General features: G+C 71.5%; 18 protein-coding genes and 1 pseudogene. 4 read left to right on the plus strand and 15 right to left on the minus strand.

The features are described 5' to 3' along the window. Positions 1 to 111 precede the first annotated feature (111 nt). Both BMW88_RS38380 and BMW88_RS38385 read left to right on the plus strand, forming a co-directional pair. Complete coding sequence (locus BMW88_RS38380; protein WP_089961331.1) at positions 112 to 519, plus strand: RidA family protein; 408 nt, start codon at positions 112 to 114, stop codon at positions 517 to 519. Then, the gene (locus tag BMW88_RS38385) at positions 516 to 1,607 is read left to right on the plus strand and encodes an aminotransferase class V-fold PLP-dependent enzyme (RefSeq protein WP_089961334.1); all 1,092 of its coding nucleotides are present in this window, start codon (positions 516 to 518) and stop codon (positions 1,605 to 1,607) included. The genes BMW88_RS38380 and BMW88_RS38385 overlap by 4 nt, the downstream gene beginning before the upstream one ends. Before the next feature lie 409 nt (positions 1,608 to 2,016). Here the strand turns inward: BMW88_RS38385 and BMW88_RS38390 are convergent, their stop codons facing one another. From BMW88_RS38390 to BMW88_RS44235, 10 genes are all read right to left on the minus strand, one after another. Further along, positions 2,017 to 4,050: a glycosyltransferase gene (locus tag BMW88_RS38390; RefSeq protein ID WP_089961337.1), complete on the minus strand. Its 2,034-nt coding sequence runs from the start codon at positions 4,048 to 4,050 to the stop codon at positions 2,017 to 2,019. Beyond that, a complete protein-coding gene (locus BMW88_RS38395; RefSeq protein WP_177221627.1) occupies positions 4,047 to 4,646 on the minus strand; it encodes a class I SAM-dependent methyltransferase in 600 nt (199 codons plus the stop codon). The genes BMW88_RS38390 and BMW88_RS38395 overlap by 4 nt, the downstream gene beginning before the upstream one ends. Positions 4,647 to 5,012: 366 nt before the next feature. Further along, on the minus strand, positions 5,013 to 6,029 hold the full coding sequence (locus BMW88_RS38400; RefSeq protein WP_089961342.1) for a glycosyltransferase family protein: 1,017 nt from the start codon (positions 6,027 to 6,029) through the stop codon (positions 5,013 to 5,015). Further along, positions 6,026 to 6,433 (minus strand): hypothetical protein, encoded by a 408-nt coding sequence (locus BMW88_RS38405; RefSeq protein WP_177221628.1) that lies wholly within the window; start codon positions 6,431 to 6,433, stop codon positions 6,026 to 6,028. Before BMW88_RS38405 ends, BMW88_RS38400 begins: the two co-directional genes overlap by 4 nt. Further along, on the minus strand, positions 6,433 to 7,347 hold the full coding sequence (locus BMW88_RS38410; protein ID WP_089961348.1) for a phytanoyl-CoA dioxygenase family protein: 915 nt from the start codon (positions 7,345 to 7,347) through the stop codon (positions 6,433 to 6,435). The genes BMW88_RS38405 and BMW88_RS38410 overlap by 1 nt, the downstream gene beginning before the upstream one ends. Continuing rightward, a complete protein-coding gene (locus tag BMW88_RS38415) occupies positions 7,332 to 7,988 on the minus strand; it encodes a tetratricopeptide repeat protein (protein ID WP_089961352.1) in 657 nt (218 codons plus the stop codon). The genes BMW88_RS38410 and BMW88_RS38415 overlap by 16 nt, the downstream gene beginning before the upstream one ends. Beyond that, the gene (locus tag BMW88_RS38420) at positions 7,985 to 8,341 is read right to left on the minus strand and encodes a globin domain-containing protein (protein WP_089961381.1); all 357 of its coding nucleotides are present in this window, start codon (positions 8,339 to 8,341) and stop codon (positions 7,985 to 7,987) included. Before BMW88_RS38420 ends, BMW88_RS38415 begins: the two co-directional genes overlap by 4 nt. Continuing rightward, positions 8,341 to 9,315 carry an aminotransferase class I/II-fold pyridoxal phosphate-dependent enzyme gene (locus tag BMW88_RS38425; RefSeq protein ID WP_177221629.1) on the minus strand — a complete coding sequence of 325 codons (975 nt, stop codon included), beginning with the start codon at positions 9,313 to 9,315 and terminating at the stop codon, positions 8,341 to 8,343. The genes BMW88_RS38420 and BMW88_RS38425 overlap by 1 nt, the downstream gene beginning before the upstream one ends. After that, positions 9,312 to 9,779: a hypothetical protein gene (locus BMW88_RS38430; RefSeq protein WP_089961357.1), complete on the minus strand. Its 468-nt coding sequence runs from the start codon at positions 9,777 to 9,779 to the stop codon at positions 9,312 to 9,314. The genes BMW88_RS38425 and BMW88_RS38430 overlap by 4 nt, the downstream gene beginning before the upstream one ends. A gap of 80 nt (positions 9,780 to 9,859) precedes the next feature. Further along, positions 9,860 to 9,991: a hypothetical protein gene (locus tag BMW88_RS44235; protein WP_281249512.1), complete on the minus strand. Its 132-nt coding sequence runs from the start codon at positions 9,989 to 9,991 to the stop codon at positions 9,860 to 9,862. Positions 9,992 to 10,098: 107 nt separating this feature from the next. Between BMW88_RS44235 and BMW88_RS44650 the strand changes: the two are divergent. Next, positions 10,099 to 10,769, plus strand: a pseudogene (locus tag BMW88_RS44650) (AfsR/SARP family transcriptional regulator); the annotation flags it as partial. 500 nt (positions 10,770 to 11,269) lie between these two features. Here BMW88_RS44650 and BMW88_RS44655 read toward each other — a convergent pair. Then, a complete protein-coding gene (locus BMW88_RS44655; protein ID WP_483868440.1) occupies positions 11,270 to 11,503 on the minus strand; it encodes a hypothetical protein in 234 nt (77 codons plus the stop codon). Between the two features lie 248 nt (positions 11,504 to 11,751). Between BMW88_RS44655 and BMW88_RS38440 the strand changes: the two genes are divergently transcribed. Next, positions 11,752 to 12,366 (plus strand): glycoside hydrolase, encoded by a 615-nt coding sequence (locus BMW88_RS38440; protein WP_218148385.1) that lies wholly within the window; start codon positions 11,752 to 11,754, stop codon positions 12,364 to 12,366. 33 nt (positions 12,367 to 12,399) lie between these two features. Here BMW88_RS38440 and BMW88_RS38445 read toward each other — a convergent pair whose 3' ends face one another. The 4 genes from BMW88_RS38445 to BMW88_RS38460 form a co-directional block, all read right to left on the minus strand. Further along, complete coding sequence (locus BMW88_RS38445) at positions 12,400 to 13,710, minus strand: alpha/beta hydrolase (RefSeq protein WP_089961359.1); 1,311 nt, start codon at positions 13,708 to 13,710, stop codon at positions 12,400 to 12,402. Beyond that, positions 13,707 to 15,068, minus strand: coding sequence for an alpha/beta hydrolase domain-containing protein (locus BMW88_RS38450; protein WP_245778349.1), 1,362 nt, complete (start codon positions 15,066 to 15,068; stop codon positions 13,707 to 13,709). Before BMW88_RS38450 ends, BMW88_RS38445 begins: the two co-directional genes overlap by 4 nt. Before the next feature lie 119 nt (positions 15,069 to 15,187). Further along, positions 15,188 to 15,757 carry a QsdR family transcriptional regulator gene (locus tag BMW88_RS38455; RefSeq protein WP_089961360.1) on the minus strand — a complete coding sequence of 190 codons (570 nt, stop codon included), beginning with the start codon at positions 15,755 to 15,757 and terminating at the stop codon, positions 15,188 to 15,190. 371 nt (positions 15,758 to 16,128) lie between these two features. Then, the coding region (locus BMW88_RS38460; protein WP_143116464.1) for an integrase core domain-containing protein at positions 16,129 to 16,410 on the minus strand (282 nt) is incomplete at its 5' end.

A 16,410-nucleotide genomic window follows, 5' to 3' on the forward strand; every position in this document is an offset into this window, starting at 1 on the left:
CTATCTGAAATTCGCCCATCCTGCCGGCGGACTGTCCGGTTGGCCGTCCTAACGTGCGCCAGAGGCTCTCGACACCGTGTTCACAACCGTCGAACGAAACGAGGAGAACGCATGATCCGGCGCTGGAACCCCGACACCGTCGCCGCCCCCATCGGCATGTACAGCCATCTCGCGCACGTGCCGCCAGGGCACGAGCTCGTGGTGATCTCCGGCCAGGTCGGTGCGCTGCCCGACGGCCCGCTCGCCGGCACGGACGCCGAGGCCCAGACCGAGGCGGTGTTCGCCAACCTCGAGCGGCTCCTCGCCGCGGCGGGCGCCCAGCCGGGACACCTGGTGAAGGTGTTCAGCATGGTGGCCGGCCCCGAGCACCTGACCGGCTTCCGCTCGGTGGTGAAGCGGATCTTCACCCGCTGGTACCCGGATGGCGACTGGCCGGCCCAGTCGCTGATCGTCGTGACCGCGCTCGCCCGACCGGACATCCTGGTCGAGCTCGAGGCGATGGCCGCGGTGCCCCGGTGACGCCCGCCGAGTTCCGCGCGCTCTTCCCCGCGCTGCACGACCGGGTGTGGCTGGACACTCCGGGTGCGCCACCGGGCGCCGAGCCGGTCGTGACGGCGATGCGCGAGGTGCTCGACGCGTGGTCGTCCGGCGGGTTCGACTGGCCGCGCTGGGACGCCGCGGCTGCCGATGCGCGGGAGTTGTTCGCCGGCTTCCTCGGCGTCCCGCCGGGCACGGTCACCACCGTGTCCTCGCTGGCCGAGGCAGCCGCCACCGTCGCCGCATCGCTGCCTCGCGGCCGTGTTGTGGTGGCCGAGGAGGAGTTCCGCAGCAACCGGTTCCCCTGGCTGGCCCGGCACGACGTGGTCAGCGTGCCCGCCCGTGACGGCTGGACGCGGGCAGAGGACCTGATCGCGGCGCTCGACGAGGACGTCGCGCTGCTGGCGGTCAGCGAGGTGACCAGCCGCGAAGGCCAGCGGCTGGATCTCGCCGCGCTGCGCGCCGCGACCGACCGGGTCGGCGCCCGCCTGTTCGTCAACCTCACCCAGTCCCTCGGCGCGCTGCGGTACGACCCCGCCGTGGCACCGGACTACCTCGCGGTACACGGCTACAAGTGGATGCTGTGCCCGCGTGGCGCGGCGTGGCTGGTGGCGCGACCGGACCGGGTGGCCGGGCTGCGGCCCCTGGCGCCGGGCTGGAAGTCGACCGCCGCCCCGCACGGCTACTTCGGCGGCGAGCTGGACCAGCTGGCGCCGGACGCCGCCCGCTGTGACGCCTCACCGGCGTGGTTCTCCTGGCTCGGAGCCTGCGCCGCATTGCGCCTGTTCCACCGCTTGGACCCGGCGGTCGTGGAGCGACATGTGCTCGGCCTGGCCGGACACCTGACCCGCGAAGCGGCGGCGCTCGGTCTGCGCCGAGTCTCCAATGGACCCGGCTCGCACATCGTCGTCCTGGCCACCGCGGACGCTGATCGGATCGCCCGGACGCTGGCCCGGCACGGCGTGCGCGCCACGGCGCTGGGCGACCGGGTTCGCTTCGGCTTCCACTACTTCAACGACGAGTCCGACGTCGTGGCCGCGGTGCGCGCGCTCGCGGACGCGAGGGGGTAGCCCTCGGTTTGCTTGGAAACCAGCCCGGCGTCCACGACGGACTCCGCACCGGTGACGAAGGCGCTGGTCGGTGAGACCAGGAAAGAGCAGGGTCGCGGCGACCTCGTCGGCCGGCCCCGCCGTTCCAGCGGCGTCGCCGCGACGAACTGGCGATCCACTGCTTGGTGAAGATGTCCAGCATCTCGGCGTCGACGAATCCCGATGCACCGAGCTGACGCGGATAGCCGAGCACCTCGGTGTAGAACTTCACCGTCGTGTCCAGGTCCTGCGGAAAGACCCCGAAACGCAGGGTCATCGGCATGGAACTGCCTCCACGGTCGTGCGGCGGACACCGCTGATCGGCACGATGCGTCGACACGCCGAGCCGCGCACGACACGGTGCTCCACGAAGAGGCGCCGCCGCAGGCGACTACCTCGGGCCCATTTCCACCACCCTCCTGCAGAAGTTGATGAGCACCGGTAGCTGGTCGTCGAAGCTGAATTGCGGTCGGGCGGCGCGAGCGCGCTCGGTCAGTCCATCCATCCCCGTCGTGTCCCACAGGCGCTCCGCGAGGTCGTCGATGTCGTCGAAGACGACGCCGAGCCCGTGGCGCTCCGCGAGGCTCTGCACGGCCACCCGGTGACCGCTGTTGTTCCGCACGATCCACGGCAGACCGGCGACCGCGTACGTGCCGAGCCTGGCCGGCAGGTTGAGGTCGTCCCAATGCGCGCGACGGAGGTCGCCTTCGTTGGAGCTCTCGTGGACGTGGGGCCAGGCGGCGTCGTACTTGGACAGCTCCCGGACCCAGTCCACTGGTTCCACGTTGGGGTGCAGGTGCAGGAACCGGCTCCCGCGGCCGGTCTCGATCCAGTCCCGGCTCCACTTCTGGTAGGTCTCGCCGTACACGTGCACGTGCACACCCGCCTTCTCCAGCACCGGCATCGGCTCCAGGAAGTTCCTGCCCTCCACCCGGATCCGCCCGACGCAGACCGTGTGCGGCTCGCCGTCCAGGGCGGACAGCTTCGGCGACCAGTCGTCGGTCATCCAGTTCGCCTTGGGTAGATCGCCGTCGAGGATCAGCACGCGGTCCGCGTCTACGCACCCCTTCGTGCTGCGTTCGAAGAACTCACGGCACTCCTGGTTGATGAAGACCACGCCTGCGCTGTGCCGTAGCACCTTCACCATCACCGGCCACAACCCCATCTCGGCCACGAGGTGGGGGCCTTCCTTGAAGTGGAAGACCATGGGGATGTCGGGCACCTCGTCGAGCACGCGACCGATGGTGGACAGGGCCTGCCAGTTCAACAGCGCGTAGATGAAGTGCGGCGCGTACTCGCGGACACGACGCGTCCAGTCGCCGTCGAACGGGATGTCTTCGACGCCGGGGAAGGGCAGCGGCCCCACGGTCTGCCACGCCTGCGTGCGGGTGATCCACGAACCGCGCACCGAGTGACCGGCCTCCACCAGGGCGAGGATCCGCTCCGGGTTGAACCCGAGCTCGCCCACGACGAGGATCCGCAGCGGTTCGTCCGCCGCCACTGCCGGGCGGCGCGACCCGGTGGCGTGCAGCGGGCCGTACCGCTTCCTCTGATCGTGGGGCAACCCCCAGAAACCGGCTCGCCAGTTGAGCGCCAGGCCGGATTCGATGCCGTAGAACTGCCGGTACCGGGCCAGCCCGAAGCCCCGGCCAGTCGGGTCCGTCGGGTGTACGGCGCCACGACCGCCGATGATCTTGTGGCGCTGGTCGGGGTGGTCGCCCCACTCGCACGAGACCTCGCCCGTGTACCGGAATCGGGCGCCGCGCCGGGCGAACTCGCGCCAGTAGTCCCGTTCGAGCCCGTCGGAGACGATCTCGGACCTGGTAGGCCAGGTGACCGCCGCTTCATGGTCTCGTCGGTGGACGACCTGGACGAGCGCGAACACGTTGCCGTTGCGGACGTCGTCGGACAGCAGCGGCTCGGTGAGGTCGAGCAACGCCTGCTCCTCCGCCCCGACGACGTCGTCGCCGCGCAACGACGCGGACGTGACGCGCACCCGGAATGGCTTGCTGGCGTTGGTGGTCCACCACCTCAAGCCGCCGTAGCAGGCGTAGCAGTCCGGCTCGCCGTCCAGCATCGCGACGGCGTTCGCCAGGTGGTGCGGGTCGTAGTGGTCGTCCGACGGAAGGTAGGCCACGTACGCGCCGACGGCGGCCCGCAGCGCGAACCCGAGCGCGAACCCGAGCCCTTCGTTGCGGTCCAGCCGGTGGTACTTGATGCGTGGGTCGTCCCACTGCGCGACCACGTCCGCGGTGTCGTCGGGCGAGCCGTCGTCGACCACGATCAGCTCCCAGTCCTGGAAGGTCTGGTCGAGGAGGCTGCCGACCGCGCGGGGGAGGAAGTGCGCTTGGCGGTACGTCGGCATGAGCACGGAAACCTTGGCGGGGCGCGGAGCCGCCCGCGCCGCCGCGTCCTCCCGGCTCACCGCGCGATCCCGCGGATGATCAGGTAGAACGGGACGTCGCGCATTGCCTGATACCGCTCCTGCGAGTCGAAGTGGCCCTGCTGGGGACGTCCTTCCGAGAACCCGGAAAGGGCGAACCCCGCTCCGGACAGCAGGGAGAGGTACCGCTCGACCGTGCGGTGGTGCTTCCCGACCTCGGCGCCGAGCCACCGGCAGGTCCGACGTCCTTCGTCGAAGTACCCGCTGTCCTGCCAGGTCCTCACCCTGGGCGCGCCATCGGGCTGCGCGTAGTTGCTCGTGATGACCGGGTGCTCGACCGAGAAGGTGTAGGTGCCGCCGGTCGCGAGGCAGGCTCGGGACTGCCGCAGCAACCGTTCGAGGTCGTCCACGTAGTGCAGCACCATCCGCGCGACGACGACGTCCACCTCCGCCACGTCCGGCTCCCAGCGGTCGAGATCGGCGTGGACGACCGAGGCCCGCTCGTCGGCGCCGACCGCCGCACGCGCCGCTGCCACCATGCGTGCGCTGCCGTCGATGCCCGAGTAGGCGCGAACGCCTGCCGCGAGGAGCTCACGCGCGTACCGGCCGTCACCGCAGCCGAGTTCGAGCACGGACAAGCCTGCGGGATCGCCCACGAAGTCGCGAACGGCGGGATCTTCCAGGCGTGCGCTGGGTTCGTCGGGCTGCGCCAGGACCGCCAGGTAGTTGGCGTGGACGGCTTGGTCGTCGTAGAACGCGGCGCCCCGGCAGGGGAGGTTTCCGCCACCCTGTCACTCACCCGTGATGCTCCTTTCGGTCGCCTGCGACGCAGGGTTCGGCGAAAACCGCTGGTCGACTCTGATCTCATCCTTTGGTGCTCCTGTCGGGGCGCTGTGCTTGTCCCTTGGAGTAGCAGTGCTGGTTGGCGTGAACACGGCAGCTGTGTCGCAGACCCGGACCGAGGGCGGGCCTGGTGGGACGGACACCGAGCAACCCCGGACGGGTCATGTTCCGCGTGCGGCGTGGTAGACATCGTCGGCGGTGCCCCAGCGCAGGTCCGGCGGAGCGAGCTCGGCGGTGTGGGCACTGTGGTCGATCATGTCCCAGAGGTCCTGTGCGGACTCGGTGCCTTCCGTGCGGGTCAGGTGGTCGCAGCGGCCCGCCAGGAATGCCGCGTACCGGGACTCGACGGAACCGGCGGGCGGGTTGATCACGACGGTCGGTATGCCGTTGCGCACCGCGTGGCTGGTGGTGGAGCCGCCGACGGTCAGGACCGTGTTCGACGCCCGGTGGTACCGGTCCATGCGACCGGTCGGGCCGACGCAGCGGGCGTTGTCCGGTAGGGCGACCCCACCCAGCAGCTCCCGAACCGTGGCGGACGTCAACGGGATCACCAACACGGCGTCCGCTGGGGCGTGCCGCCACGCGCCGAGCACCGCGCTCAGCGCGTCCCTGAAGTAGTCGCGTTTCGTGGGGTAGAACAAGCCGAACGACGCCGTCACCACCAGCGCGTCCTTGGGCAGGTCGAGCACCCGGCGCGCAGTCGGCCGGTCCTCTCCGACCACACGCACGATCGGGCCGATCGCGGTCACCTTCGAGCGGATCGCCTCGGGCACCGGCTCCACCTCCGACCAGCCGGCCAGCAGGATCCGGTCGGCGGTGCCGAACGCTTCGGGGCCGGCATCGTAGTGGCGGAACGAGCACACGATGAGCACGCACGGCGCCTCGCACACCAGCGACGCGAGGCACAGCTCGTCGGACACGACGACACGGTCCGCGCCGTCACGGGAGCGCAGGTGTTCCCGGATGCGGTAGGCGGCGTATCCGGAGTGATCCAGCTCGTCGGGCACCCGCAGGTCGTGGTACGGCAACCCGGTCATCGCGAAGTAGTCCACGGCACTGCCGCTCGCGGCGATCGTCACCTCCTCGACCCCCGGACGACGCGCCAGGGCGGGGGCGACCAGCGCCGTGCGGGCCGCGTGCGCCCAGCCGGTGCCACGGCTCAGGTAGTCGATCCTCATGACAGGCCGACGCCGAGGCGTTCCAGGTAACGGCAGGCGGGCCAGTAGTGGGCCACCCCTGGAGGGATCGGGCCGAACCGGCACCGGTAGCGCTCGACCCAGTCGAGGAGGTGCTCGCTCAGGTCGGCCGGTGGAGCGTTGCGGACGTGCACGAAGTCCACCCCTGACGGAAGAAGTCGTTGAACCCGTTGGCAGAGCGGCGGTTCCGTGAGCAGCGCCAGCCACACCCGGTCCAGCTCCGGGGACAGCGGCAGCAGCAAACCTCCCATGTCGGCGGCGATCACCAAGCCTCGCACCAACTCCCGGGTCTGCGTGCGCACCTCCTCGACGGTCCGGCAAGGCAGCAGGCGGGATCCGGCGAGGCCGTCGCTCACCTCACGGGCGCAGTCGTCCACCTCGGTCATCACGGTCGCGCGAACCGTGAGGGTGCGATGGGCCGGCTCAGGTGGAAGTCGCCCGCCGGGACCACCGGCATCGAAGCGGGCACCGCCATCCCCGGGTCGCCGGACCACGCCGAGGGCCGGGGGTCGTCCACCCCTGGCACGCCGATGGGCCGCTCGTCCTGCGGCGCGACGGCCGGGATCAGCTGCTCACCGGCGATCGGGTCGCCGGGGTGCTGGAACCGCGCGTCCACCGAGATCCGGTTGTACCTGCTCTGGTTGGCCGCGGTGCCGTGCACGACCAGGCTGTGGAACACCACCACGTCGCCGAGTTCGCACGCGGGCTCGGCGATGTTCCCGGGGTCGACGCCGAGCACGGGCGGCAGGTGGTTGGTCTCACCGCGCTCGCCGAGCGGCCTCAACCCGTCGTGGTGCGAGCGCAGTTCCACCTGGAGGCCGCCGGTGTCGCAGTCGTGCAGCGGGGTCCACACGGTGAGGACATCCGGCGTGCCCTGCACGAACCGGTGGTCCTGGTGGTACGGCGTGGTCCACGTGCCGAGGCCGCCGCCGGGTTCGTTGAGCCGCAGCCAGCGGCGCGGGTGCAGGAACGGTTCGCTGGTGTCCAAGACCGCTCCGAGGAACGAGCGCAGGCGGGAGTGGCGGAACAGCTCGGCGTTGGACGGGCAGGCGAACAACGCGCGGCGCAGCCCGAGGAGGTGGTCGTCGGCCCGCGCGCGGCGGCGCAGTTCCCCCCACGTCCAGTCCTGTTCGGACACTCGGCGGAACGACGCGGTGAGCTCCGACCGCAGCCGCAGCACGGCCTTCGCCGGCAGCGCGTTGCGCAGCACGAAGCCACCGTCCTCCCGCACGGCTTTGCGGGCGGCTTCCGTGAGGTCGTGGTTGTCGGCCGTGGATCGGGTCATCACGAACTCGTACATGGGCCGCCTCCGCGCTCGTGGGCCGCCTTCAGCGTCACCACGCTGATGTGGTCCGGCCCCAGGTACCACTCCCAATACGCCAGGTAACGCTCCCGGTAGGCCCCGGCGGTTCCGGGCTGGCCGAGCGCGTCGTGCACGTCGGCCAAGCACGTCCACAGCAGCGGGAGGCCGATCGACTTGCGTCGGTGCAGCGCGGCGAGGTCGTGCAGCTCGCGGCGCAGCGGCGCCAGCGCGGTCAGGGCGACACCCTGCCGCAGCAGGCAACCGATCGTGTCGGCGAGCACGAGCATGGCCACGTACTCGCGGACGAGCCGCCGCTGGATCCAGTCCAGCACGGTCGCGTAGCTGTGGTGTGCCTCCTCGAGGCGACTGGCCCGCAGGTAGAGGTCGCCGAGGACGCGCCAGGTGTGGTGGTCGAAAGGCGTCCGGTTGCGCTCGTACAGCGCGATGACCTCGTCGGCGCGGCCGGTCCGCAACAACGTCCAGGCAAGGCGGTGGCGCAGGCCGAGCAGCCGTCCGGTCTCCGATGGGAACTGCCGGGCAACGTGGTCCACGGCGTCCGCGTACGTCGCTGCGGCCTGCCGCAGCTTGCCTTCCCGCAGCAGGGTGTCCGCCTGCTCCTCCGCTTCGGTCGCGGTCACGGCACGTTCACCAGCACCTCGGCCTCGGCCGTGAACCACTGCCACAGCTTCGCCTTGTCCGGCTCGTCGATGGCCACCTCGGCCAGCGCGGTGCGCATGTGGCCGAGCCAGCGGTCCCGGAGCTCCGCGGTGATCGGGAACGGGATGTGCCGGATCCGAAGGCTGGGGTAGCCCCGGACCTTGGAGTAGGTGATCGGGCCGCCCCAGAACTCGACCAGGAACCAGCCGAGGTGCCTGGCGGCCGCGGTGAGGTCGGCGTCGGGGTACAGGGCGCGCAGCACGCGGTCGTCGGTGACCCCCGAGTAGAACCGGTCCGCCAGCTCCATCAGCAAGGGCTCGTTCGCCAGGCGCATCACGAACACCTGCTCCGCAGTGCCGCCAACGCGTTCGCCGTGGCGGTGGTGACCCGCACGCGCAGCACCCGCTCGACCGGGAACACGGTCGCCCCGGTCGCGGCGACCAGGTCCGGCAGGTGCTGCTGGCAGTCGGCGTCGAAGCGGGCGTAGACGACCGTGCCGACGGCCGCGGTCACCGTGCCGCACGGCAACAACGCCCGGATGTGGTCGGCGCACGCCGCGCGCAGCGCCCGCGCTTCGCCGATCATGGTTCGCCACGCCAGCAGTCCGTCCTCGCTGAACAGCGCTTCCAGTACCGCCAGCTGGAAGGCGTCGAGGCGGTGCGGGCCGGCCTCCGCCTCGATCTCCGCCACGACGTCAGCAGCGGCGAACAGCAGGCCGAGGCGCGCACCGGCCAGCCCTGTCGACTTGGCCAGACTGGTGCACAAGACGGCGTCCCCACCGAGGAACCGCCCGACCCGCGGCAGCACCGGGTCGTCACCGAGATCGTCGTAGGTGCAGTCGACGACCGCCGGACCGGCGCCGTCGGCGCACAGGCGGGCGAGGTCGGCGTCGGCCACGACGTGTCCGGTCGGGTTGTTCGGCGTGCACAGCACCGGGATGCGCCCCGGCCTGGGGAGCGTCCCCGCGTCGTAGTGGGACCAGTCGAGCCCGGCGCGCTCGGCGAGGGGCACGAAGCCGTACCAACTCCGCCGGGGCAGGGCCAGGGACGAGATGCCGTGCGGTGCGCTCCGCCGCGCAGCACGGCGTACGGCCAGGTCCAGTGCTTCGGTGCAACCGCGGGTGGGCAGCACGGTGGCCGCACTCACGCCGTAGTGCGCCGCCACCCGTTCCCGCAGCTCCGGGTCGAGCCGCGGGTAGTGGTGCCACGGCGTCGCGGCCAGCCGGTCCAGGACAGCGCCGCGCAAGGCGGGCGGCAGTTCGCGGTCGAACCGGACAAGGTCCGGGCTCGGTCCCGTAGGGGCCGTCAACACGGCACCCGTCCCGCGGCGTTGATGGCGTCCAGGGGAATCCCGTGCTTGTCCCGCAAGTACTGCACGACGCTCCAGTAGCGGGCGCGCTCCTCCGTGTACTCACCGAACCGGCTCACGTAGGCGGGGATCCAGAACATGTACTCGTCGAGCAGATCGGGGTTGGTGGCACCGGAGGCGTAGTCCCCGATCCCGAGGGTCTGGTGGTGGATGAACGCGCCGCCCGGCAGCGCACGGCACAGCTCGGCGTAGAAGTGAGTCTGCAAGATCAGCTCGTGCCACACCTCGTCGACCTCGCGGGTCAACGGGATGAACATCGGTTCGGATCCCGATGCGATGATCAGGAACTTCAGGCACTCCTCGGTCTGGGTACGCAGGTCCTCAGGGCTCCGGCCGGGCAGCCGCTGCCCGAGGACCTCACGGACGGCGGCGGGAACGTAGTGCTCGACGTCGGGAAACGCCATCGCGACTCCTCCATGGATCGGACCGGCGGGCCGACGCCGCCAGGCGATCCGGCGACGTCGGTGCGGTGTGCCTTACCAGGTCAGCACCCGGACCAGCAGTTCTCCGCGTAGTCGCTGAGGTCTTTCACATCGACGCCACCCTGCGCTTCGATGGTGGCGCGAAGCTCTTCCATCGTCGTCGGCTGCGGCGAGGTTTCGGTTGTCGTGCTCATGGGTTTCCCTTCCACTGGGCTGAGGTGATCCGTCCGTTGCATGATGCGGAACCATCCCTGCAGATTCCTTGCACTGTTTCTGAAATGCGCTGGTCAGGGGACGAGGCATGGCCGTGGTCCGACTGCTGGGCGAGGTGGCCCCGGACCTGCCGGACCTGGACGCGGCGGTGCTGCCGGGTCCCACGCGGCAGCGGTGCGTGCTGGCGGCACTGGCCGTGGACGCGGGCCGGGTGGTGTCCGTGGACCGGCTCGTTGAGCGGGTGTGGGGCCTGGGCGCGGAACGGCGGAGCAGAGCGACCCTGCAGAGCTACGTGTCGCGGCTGCGCCGGGTGCTGGCCGGAGCGGACGACGTGAGCATCGCGCGCCGGTCCGGCGGCTACTCGCTCCTGGTCGCCCGACCGCAGTCGGTGGACCTGCACCGGTTCCGCGAGCTGTGCGTCGGGGCGCGTGCGGCGGCCGATGACCGGCAGGCGCTGGCGCTGCTGACGGAGGCGCTGCGGCTGTGGCGGGGCGACGCCCTGACCGGTCTCACCGGTCAGTGGGCCGAAGCCGAGCGCGACCGCTGGCGCAGGAGCGTCTTGCCGCGCAGCACGACCTCGTCGGCGCCCGGCTCCGGCTCCGGCAGGGCCACACGGGCGACGTGGTGGTCGAGCTGGCGGCCCGAACCGCGGCGCACCCGTCGGACGAACGCGTGGCCGCTCAGTACATAACCGCACTGCACCAGGCCGGGCGCAGCGCCGACGCGCTCGAGCACTACCGGGAGTACCGCAAGCGCCTCGCCGACGACCTGGGTATCGGCCCCAGCGTCACGCTGCAGACCCTGCATCAACAGATCCTCACGGCCGACCTCGCGGTCCCCACGCCGCCGGCGAGCGCGGTCAGCGGGCCCGCGGTGCCTCGCCAACTGCCCGCCGCACCGGGGCCGTTCGTCGGCCGCTACGACGAGCTGGACCGCCTCGACGTGCCGGAAACCCCTGACACGGTGGTCATCTCCGTGATCACGGGTCTCGGCGGAGTCGGCAAGACGTGGCTGGCGTTGCGGTGGGCGCACCGGCACGTGGACCGCTTCCCCGACGGACAGTTGTTCGTGGACCTGCGCGGGTTCAGCCCGGACAACGCGCCGATGGATCCGGCGGTGGTGCTGCGCGGGTTCCTCGAGGCGCTGGGTGTCGAACCGGGACGGGTGCCTGCCGACGTGCAGGCCAGGGCGGCCCAGTTCCGCACGGTGGTGGCCGGCAAGCGGATGCTGCTGCTGCTGGACAACGCCGCGGACTCCGCTCAGGTCGCCCCGCTACTGCCCGGCACGACCACCTGCACGGTCCTGGTGACCAGCCGCAACCGGATGCCGGGCCTGATCACCAGACATAGCGCCCGGCAGGTGGTGCTGGACACGCTCTCGGACGCCGAGTCCCGCGAACTGCTCGGCACGAGGCTCGGCGCCGACCGCGTGGCGTCCCAGGCCGGCGACCGGCTGACGGCGTTGTGCGGTGGCCTGCCGCTGGCGCTGATCAAGTCTCTACGCCGCCGGGGAGTCCTCGACTGCTTGATCAGCGGGTGCGAACCCGCCGCAGCTCAAATGTGCAGGTCAGGTCGCTCGGCCGTGTTTTGGCGCCCCGCAGGCAAGACCGGTGCCGGGGCGCTTGGCCCCGCCACACGCGGCGAGATCGCGGGTGCGCCACAGGGATCTGTTGACCATGCCCCAGCCCTCGGCCAGCGCGCAAGGCAAGCGCCTTCCAGTGGTGATGAGGAGATCAACGACGATGAAACCGCACAAACCACCCCGCAGACTCGCCCACCTCGGTCTGGTCGCCGTGCTGACGGGCGCCCTGGCCGCCGCCGGCACACCGCAGGCCGCGGGGCAGGAGGCGGACGTCCGGTCCGTCACGGTCCGCCCCGACCCGTCCTACCAGCAGCCGGCGTTCGAGGGCTGGGGCACGAGCCTGGTGTGGTTCGCCAACATCACCGGCGGCTACCCGGACGAAATCCGCAACCACCTGGCCGACCTGCTCTTCGGCGAGGACGGGCTGCGGCTCAACATCGCCCGCTACAACATCGGCGGCGTGAACGCGCCGGACGTCCGCAAGGACTACATGAAGGTCGGCGCGACGACGGAGGGCTTCTGGCGCGCGCCGGAAGGCACCACCCGCGAGGACGTGGACTGGTGGGATCCGGACAAGCGGGAGCACTGGGACTGGGACGCCGACGCGAACCAGCGGTGGTGGATCGACCGGATCAAGGACAGGGTTGACACCCGGGAGGCGTTCAGCAACTCGCCGCCGTGGTTCCAGACGGTCAGCGGGTACGTGTCGGGCGGGTTCGACCCCAGCGCCGACCAGATCCGCGCCGACCGGGTGGACGACTTCGCCAGACCCTGACAACCGTTCGGCCACACGAACCCCCTTCTCCGCTCAGGGGGACGTTGCGCGGGGTCCTCCGGTTCCGACGTCGAGGTAGTCCTTGAACTGCACGGTGACCGCGTGCGCGTCCGACGGCCGGTTCGGCACCGCGATCGTGCGCGACCCGCCACCGGTGCCGCGCGCCGTCTGGGTGACCCGGATCGTGCCCTCCGGCCGCGTCGGCAGGTAGGCGTCCACGCCCGTCAGGAACGGCAGCGCGGCGAACGGCGGCAGCGCGGCACCCGGCGTCGAGGCCAGGTCGCAGTTGTCGTCGAACGCGAACGCGGCGATCACCTGGCGCAGCCGCGGCGAGACGTCGGCGGTGAGGACGTTGACCCCGTTGAGCTCCAGCCGGTCGCTGTCGGGCTGGTCGGACCACCACTCGCGGTTGCGGATGACGGTGAGCGCGCTGTGCGTCGGACACCGGTCGATGTGGTCGGTGATGCCGCCGGGACGCGACACCTGCAACCGCACGAACCGGTCGCTGCGCTCGAACGGCTCGAAGTAGAAGTGGTGCGGCACCTGACCCTCGCGCAGCACCACCAGCTCGTGGTGCGCGCGGCCGTTGACGGGCAGCGGGCCGAACGAGCCGTCCGCGCCGGTCCGGGCGCTGTGCCGCGGTTCGCCGCGCCGCGCGCCGGTGAGCGGGTCGAGCTCCCACACCTGGATCAGTCCGGCCAGCCCCTCGTTCTGCGGGTAGTACGTCGCCCGACCCGCGATCCGGACCAGGCCGGGCGGTTCGGGCAGCACCCGGGTCGTCAACGCGGGCCGACCGCGCAGGAACCGGTGCATGTGGGCGAAACCGTCGGCCGACGTGGTGGTCTCGGTGTGGCCCAGCGTCGTCAGGTGAACGTTGGTCGCGCCGCCGATGGACCCGTTGGGCTGCAGGCTGCCCCACAGCGCCAACGTCGGTACGCCGCCCGGCGGTGCGGCGCTGGAGCGCCCATCGACGTTGACGTACTTGCGCACCGACGCGGCCCGTTCGGGCGACGACAGGTAGCTGTGCATGACCGTCGTGCCGCGCGAGTGCGCGATCACGTCCACCTTGGCCGCCCGCGTTCGGGCGCGGACGGCGGCGATGAACGCTTCGAGGTCGGCGACGGCGCGGTCGTTGGTCGGGATGCTCGTGTCGTACTCGTAGGCGTGCAGCAGCGCGTCCGGGTAGCCGTTGCCGGAGAACCGCTTGGCGTTGGACTGCCACTGCTGCGCCGACCCCTGCTGACCGTGCACGAAGACGATCGGGGTGAGCGCTTCGGCGCCGGCGGGCACGGCCGCGACCGTGGACGCGAGGGCCACGACGAGCGCGAGCAACGGGACCTTCATCGCCGACCTCCAACGGCCAGGGCGTCGGCGAGGTTCTGCCGCGCGTCGGCCGGCAGCAGGTAGCCCGCGTGCACGTTGGCGACGTCGGCGGTCACCACCTGGTGCAGGTAGTCCCCGCGGTGCGGGTAGAGCCGGGCCAACGTCGCCGCGTCGAACGGCACGTGCGTGCCGAACAGGCGGCAGAACGTCTCACCGGTGTTGTCGCCGGTGTTCAGCGCCCTGGGTGCGGTCACCTGCGACAACCGGATGCCGCCCAGCGCGAGGCCCAGCGCGTCGCGCTTCTTGGTGACGCCGTCCGGCTCGAACTCCAACGGGCGCGCGGTCGGCGGCGGCGTGCCCCGCTCGACCCACCGGCGCAGGTGGTCGTAGGCCGCGGCGGTGACGTGGTGCATCGGCACCCGGCTGAACGGCGGCCGGTCGCAGTCGTACTGCGGTGCGCCGCCGAGGTCGCGTTCGGAGATCGGCACGCGGTAGGCCTGGCCCTCGTAGCCGGAGTGGGCCGCGCCAGCGACCTCCCAGCGGCGGAACCGGTCGGTGTCGGCGGGACGGGTCGCGCTGCGCACGTCGGTCTCCGACTGCACCTGGAAGACGGGTTCCGCGCCGGCCCGCGTCGGCGCCGTGCCGACGACGAAGCCGTAACCGTCGAACACCGGCTGCTGCTGCGGCAGGACCCGGTCGTACAGCACGGTCATCCGGGCCGCCGACTGTGAGGCGCCGATGGCCAGCACGGTCCGGGGCCGCAGGCCGCCCGTGACCGCACCCGACTCGACGGCGCGGCCGGCCTGGGTGAACACGTCGTAGGACAGCTCGTCGGCGGTGAACCGACCGCCGCCGGTCACGTCCAGCCCGCCGTAGCGCGCGGGGCTCCACGCGCGGAGCTGGTCCACCCCGACCCGTTGCGCCGACACACCGACCCAGGCGTAGCCCGCGCGGACGACGGACTCGGCGTTCCACAACGCGTCCAGGTCGTACCCGGCGGTGACGTTCTGCCACTCGACCAGGGCGGTTCCGTTGAAGTCGCGGGCGTGCGCGGGCCGCCGCACGACGACCCGGGTCGCGTACGGCACACCGGTGGCGACCTTCGTGCCGTTGCCGGCCCAGCCGTCGGCCGCGCCGGAGACGTGGAATTCCTGCTCGACGTAACCGGCGGCGGCGAGGTCGTCGGGCGTGGAGAAGAACGGGTAGGTGTCCTCGATCCGGTCGGCCAGCCGGTCACCCGGCACGGTCCCGGGCAACGGGCCGACGACCCGCGGCGCGGGACCGGCGGGCGCGGAGGCGGAGGCGGGGACGGACGTCGGGACCAGCAGGCCGAGCACGGCCGCGACCAGACCGAGGCGACGCCAGGGGGAAGGGGACATACCGGCTCCCACAGCGATGGGGGATGGGTGCGGAACCGACCGTAGCCAGGCCCGGACGACCGGCACCAGAACGCGGCGCCATCGTGAGACCGCCGTCGCAGCACGCTGCGGTGGTCGGGTCAGCGGTGCTGCAGCAGCACCGTGCGGGCGGCGGTTTCGGCCAGGGCCGGGTCGAGCGGCGCGCCGCTGAGCAGTTCGGCGTAGAGGGCGGACTCCACGATCCGCACGTACAGGAACGCGACCTGGTCCAGGGCCGCCGCCGACCACGGCCCGCCGTCCACTTCGAGCAGGATCTCCTTCTGCGCCGACACCGCTCGCCGGTGCACCCCGCCGGCGGTGTTGAACAGCACCCGGATGGCCGTGTCGGGCTCGCTGCGCAGGAACGCCCGGAACGGGCCGGCCGCGCGCAGGTCGGCCACGAACCGCCGGGTGACCTCCAGGACGCCCTCGACGCCGACGTTCGTGCGCTCCTGCCGGGCACGGGCCAGCAGCCGGTCCGCGAGCACCCACAGCACGTCGGCGAGCAGCCCGTCGCGGCTGTGCACGACCCGGTAGAGCGTCGCCCGGCTGATGGCCAGGCTCGCCGCCAGCGCGTCCATCTCGACCCGGCCGTGCCGCAGGAAGAACCGGCACGCGCCGCGCAGCACCTGGTCCTGGCTCACCACCCGCCGGGCGCCGATCGACCCCACTCGCAGCCCCTCGCCTCCGCCGGCCCGCCCGTCCGGCCACCCGCATCATCATCGTCCTGCGGGTCTGCCCGCGAGACCCGGACCGGTGCCGCCGGGGTGTGCGTCACGTCACTTCCCGAGTGCCGGCCGGGCCAGGCCGACGTGCCTCGCTGCAGGAGTCTGCCGGCTATCGTCCCAGCAGCAGGTGTGCGGCGATGGTGAGTGCGTGACCAGGAGGCCGAACTTGTAGCCGAGTCCGACGCGGATGATCAGTCCGGTGAGTGCGGCCATCAGAACGAGTCTGCCTACGATCTTCACAGGCCGCCGCCTGGCCTGTTCGCGTCTACGCACATTAGGAACGGGTCTGCTGCACGAGTAGGTGACAGTTGTAGTCACGCAGCCCGGCTGGCTGGCGTGGTCATGATTACCTCGTACTCGATCGGGGTCAACCTGCCGAGGGCAGCCTGGCGTCGACGGCGGTGGTAGGTGCGCTCGATCCAGGTCACGATCGCGATCCGCAGTTCCTCGCGAGTGTTCCAGGTACGCCGGTCGAGAACGTTGTTCTGCAGCAACGCGAAGAAGCTCTCCATCGCGGCGTTGTCGCCCGCCGCGCCGACCCGGCCCATCGACCCGGTCAAGCCGTGACGAGCGAGCGCGCGGACGAATTTCCTGGA

Origin of the sequence: Lentzea xinjiangensis (assembly GCF_900110955.1) — a bacterium.
GTDB classification, from domain to species: Bacteria; Actinomycetota; Actinomycetes; order Mycobacteriales; family Pseudonocardiaceae; genus Lentzea; species Lentzea xinjiangensis.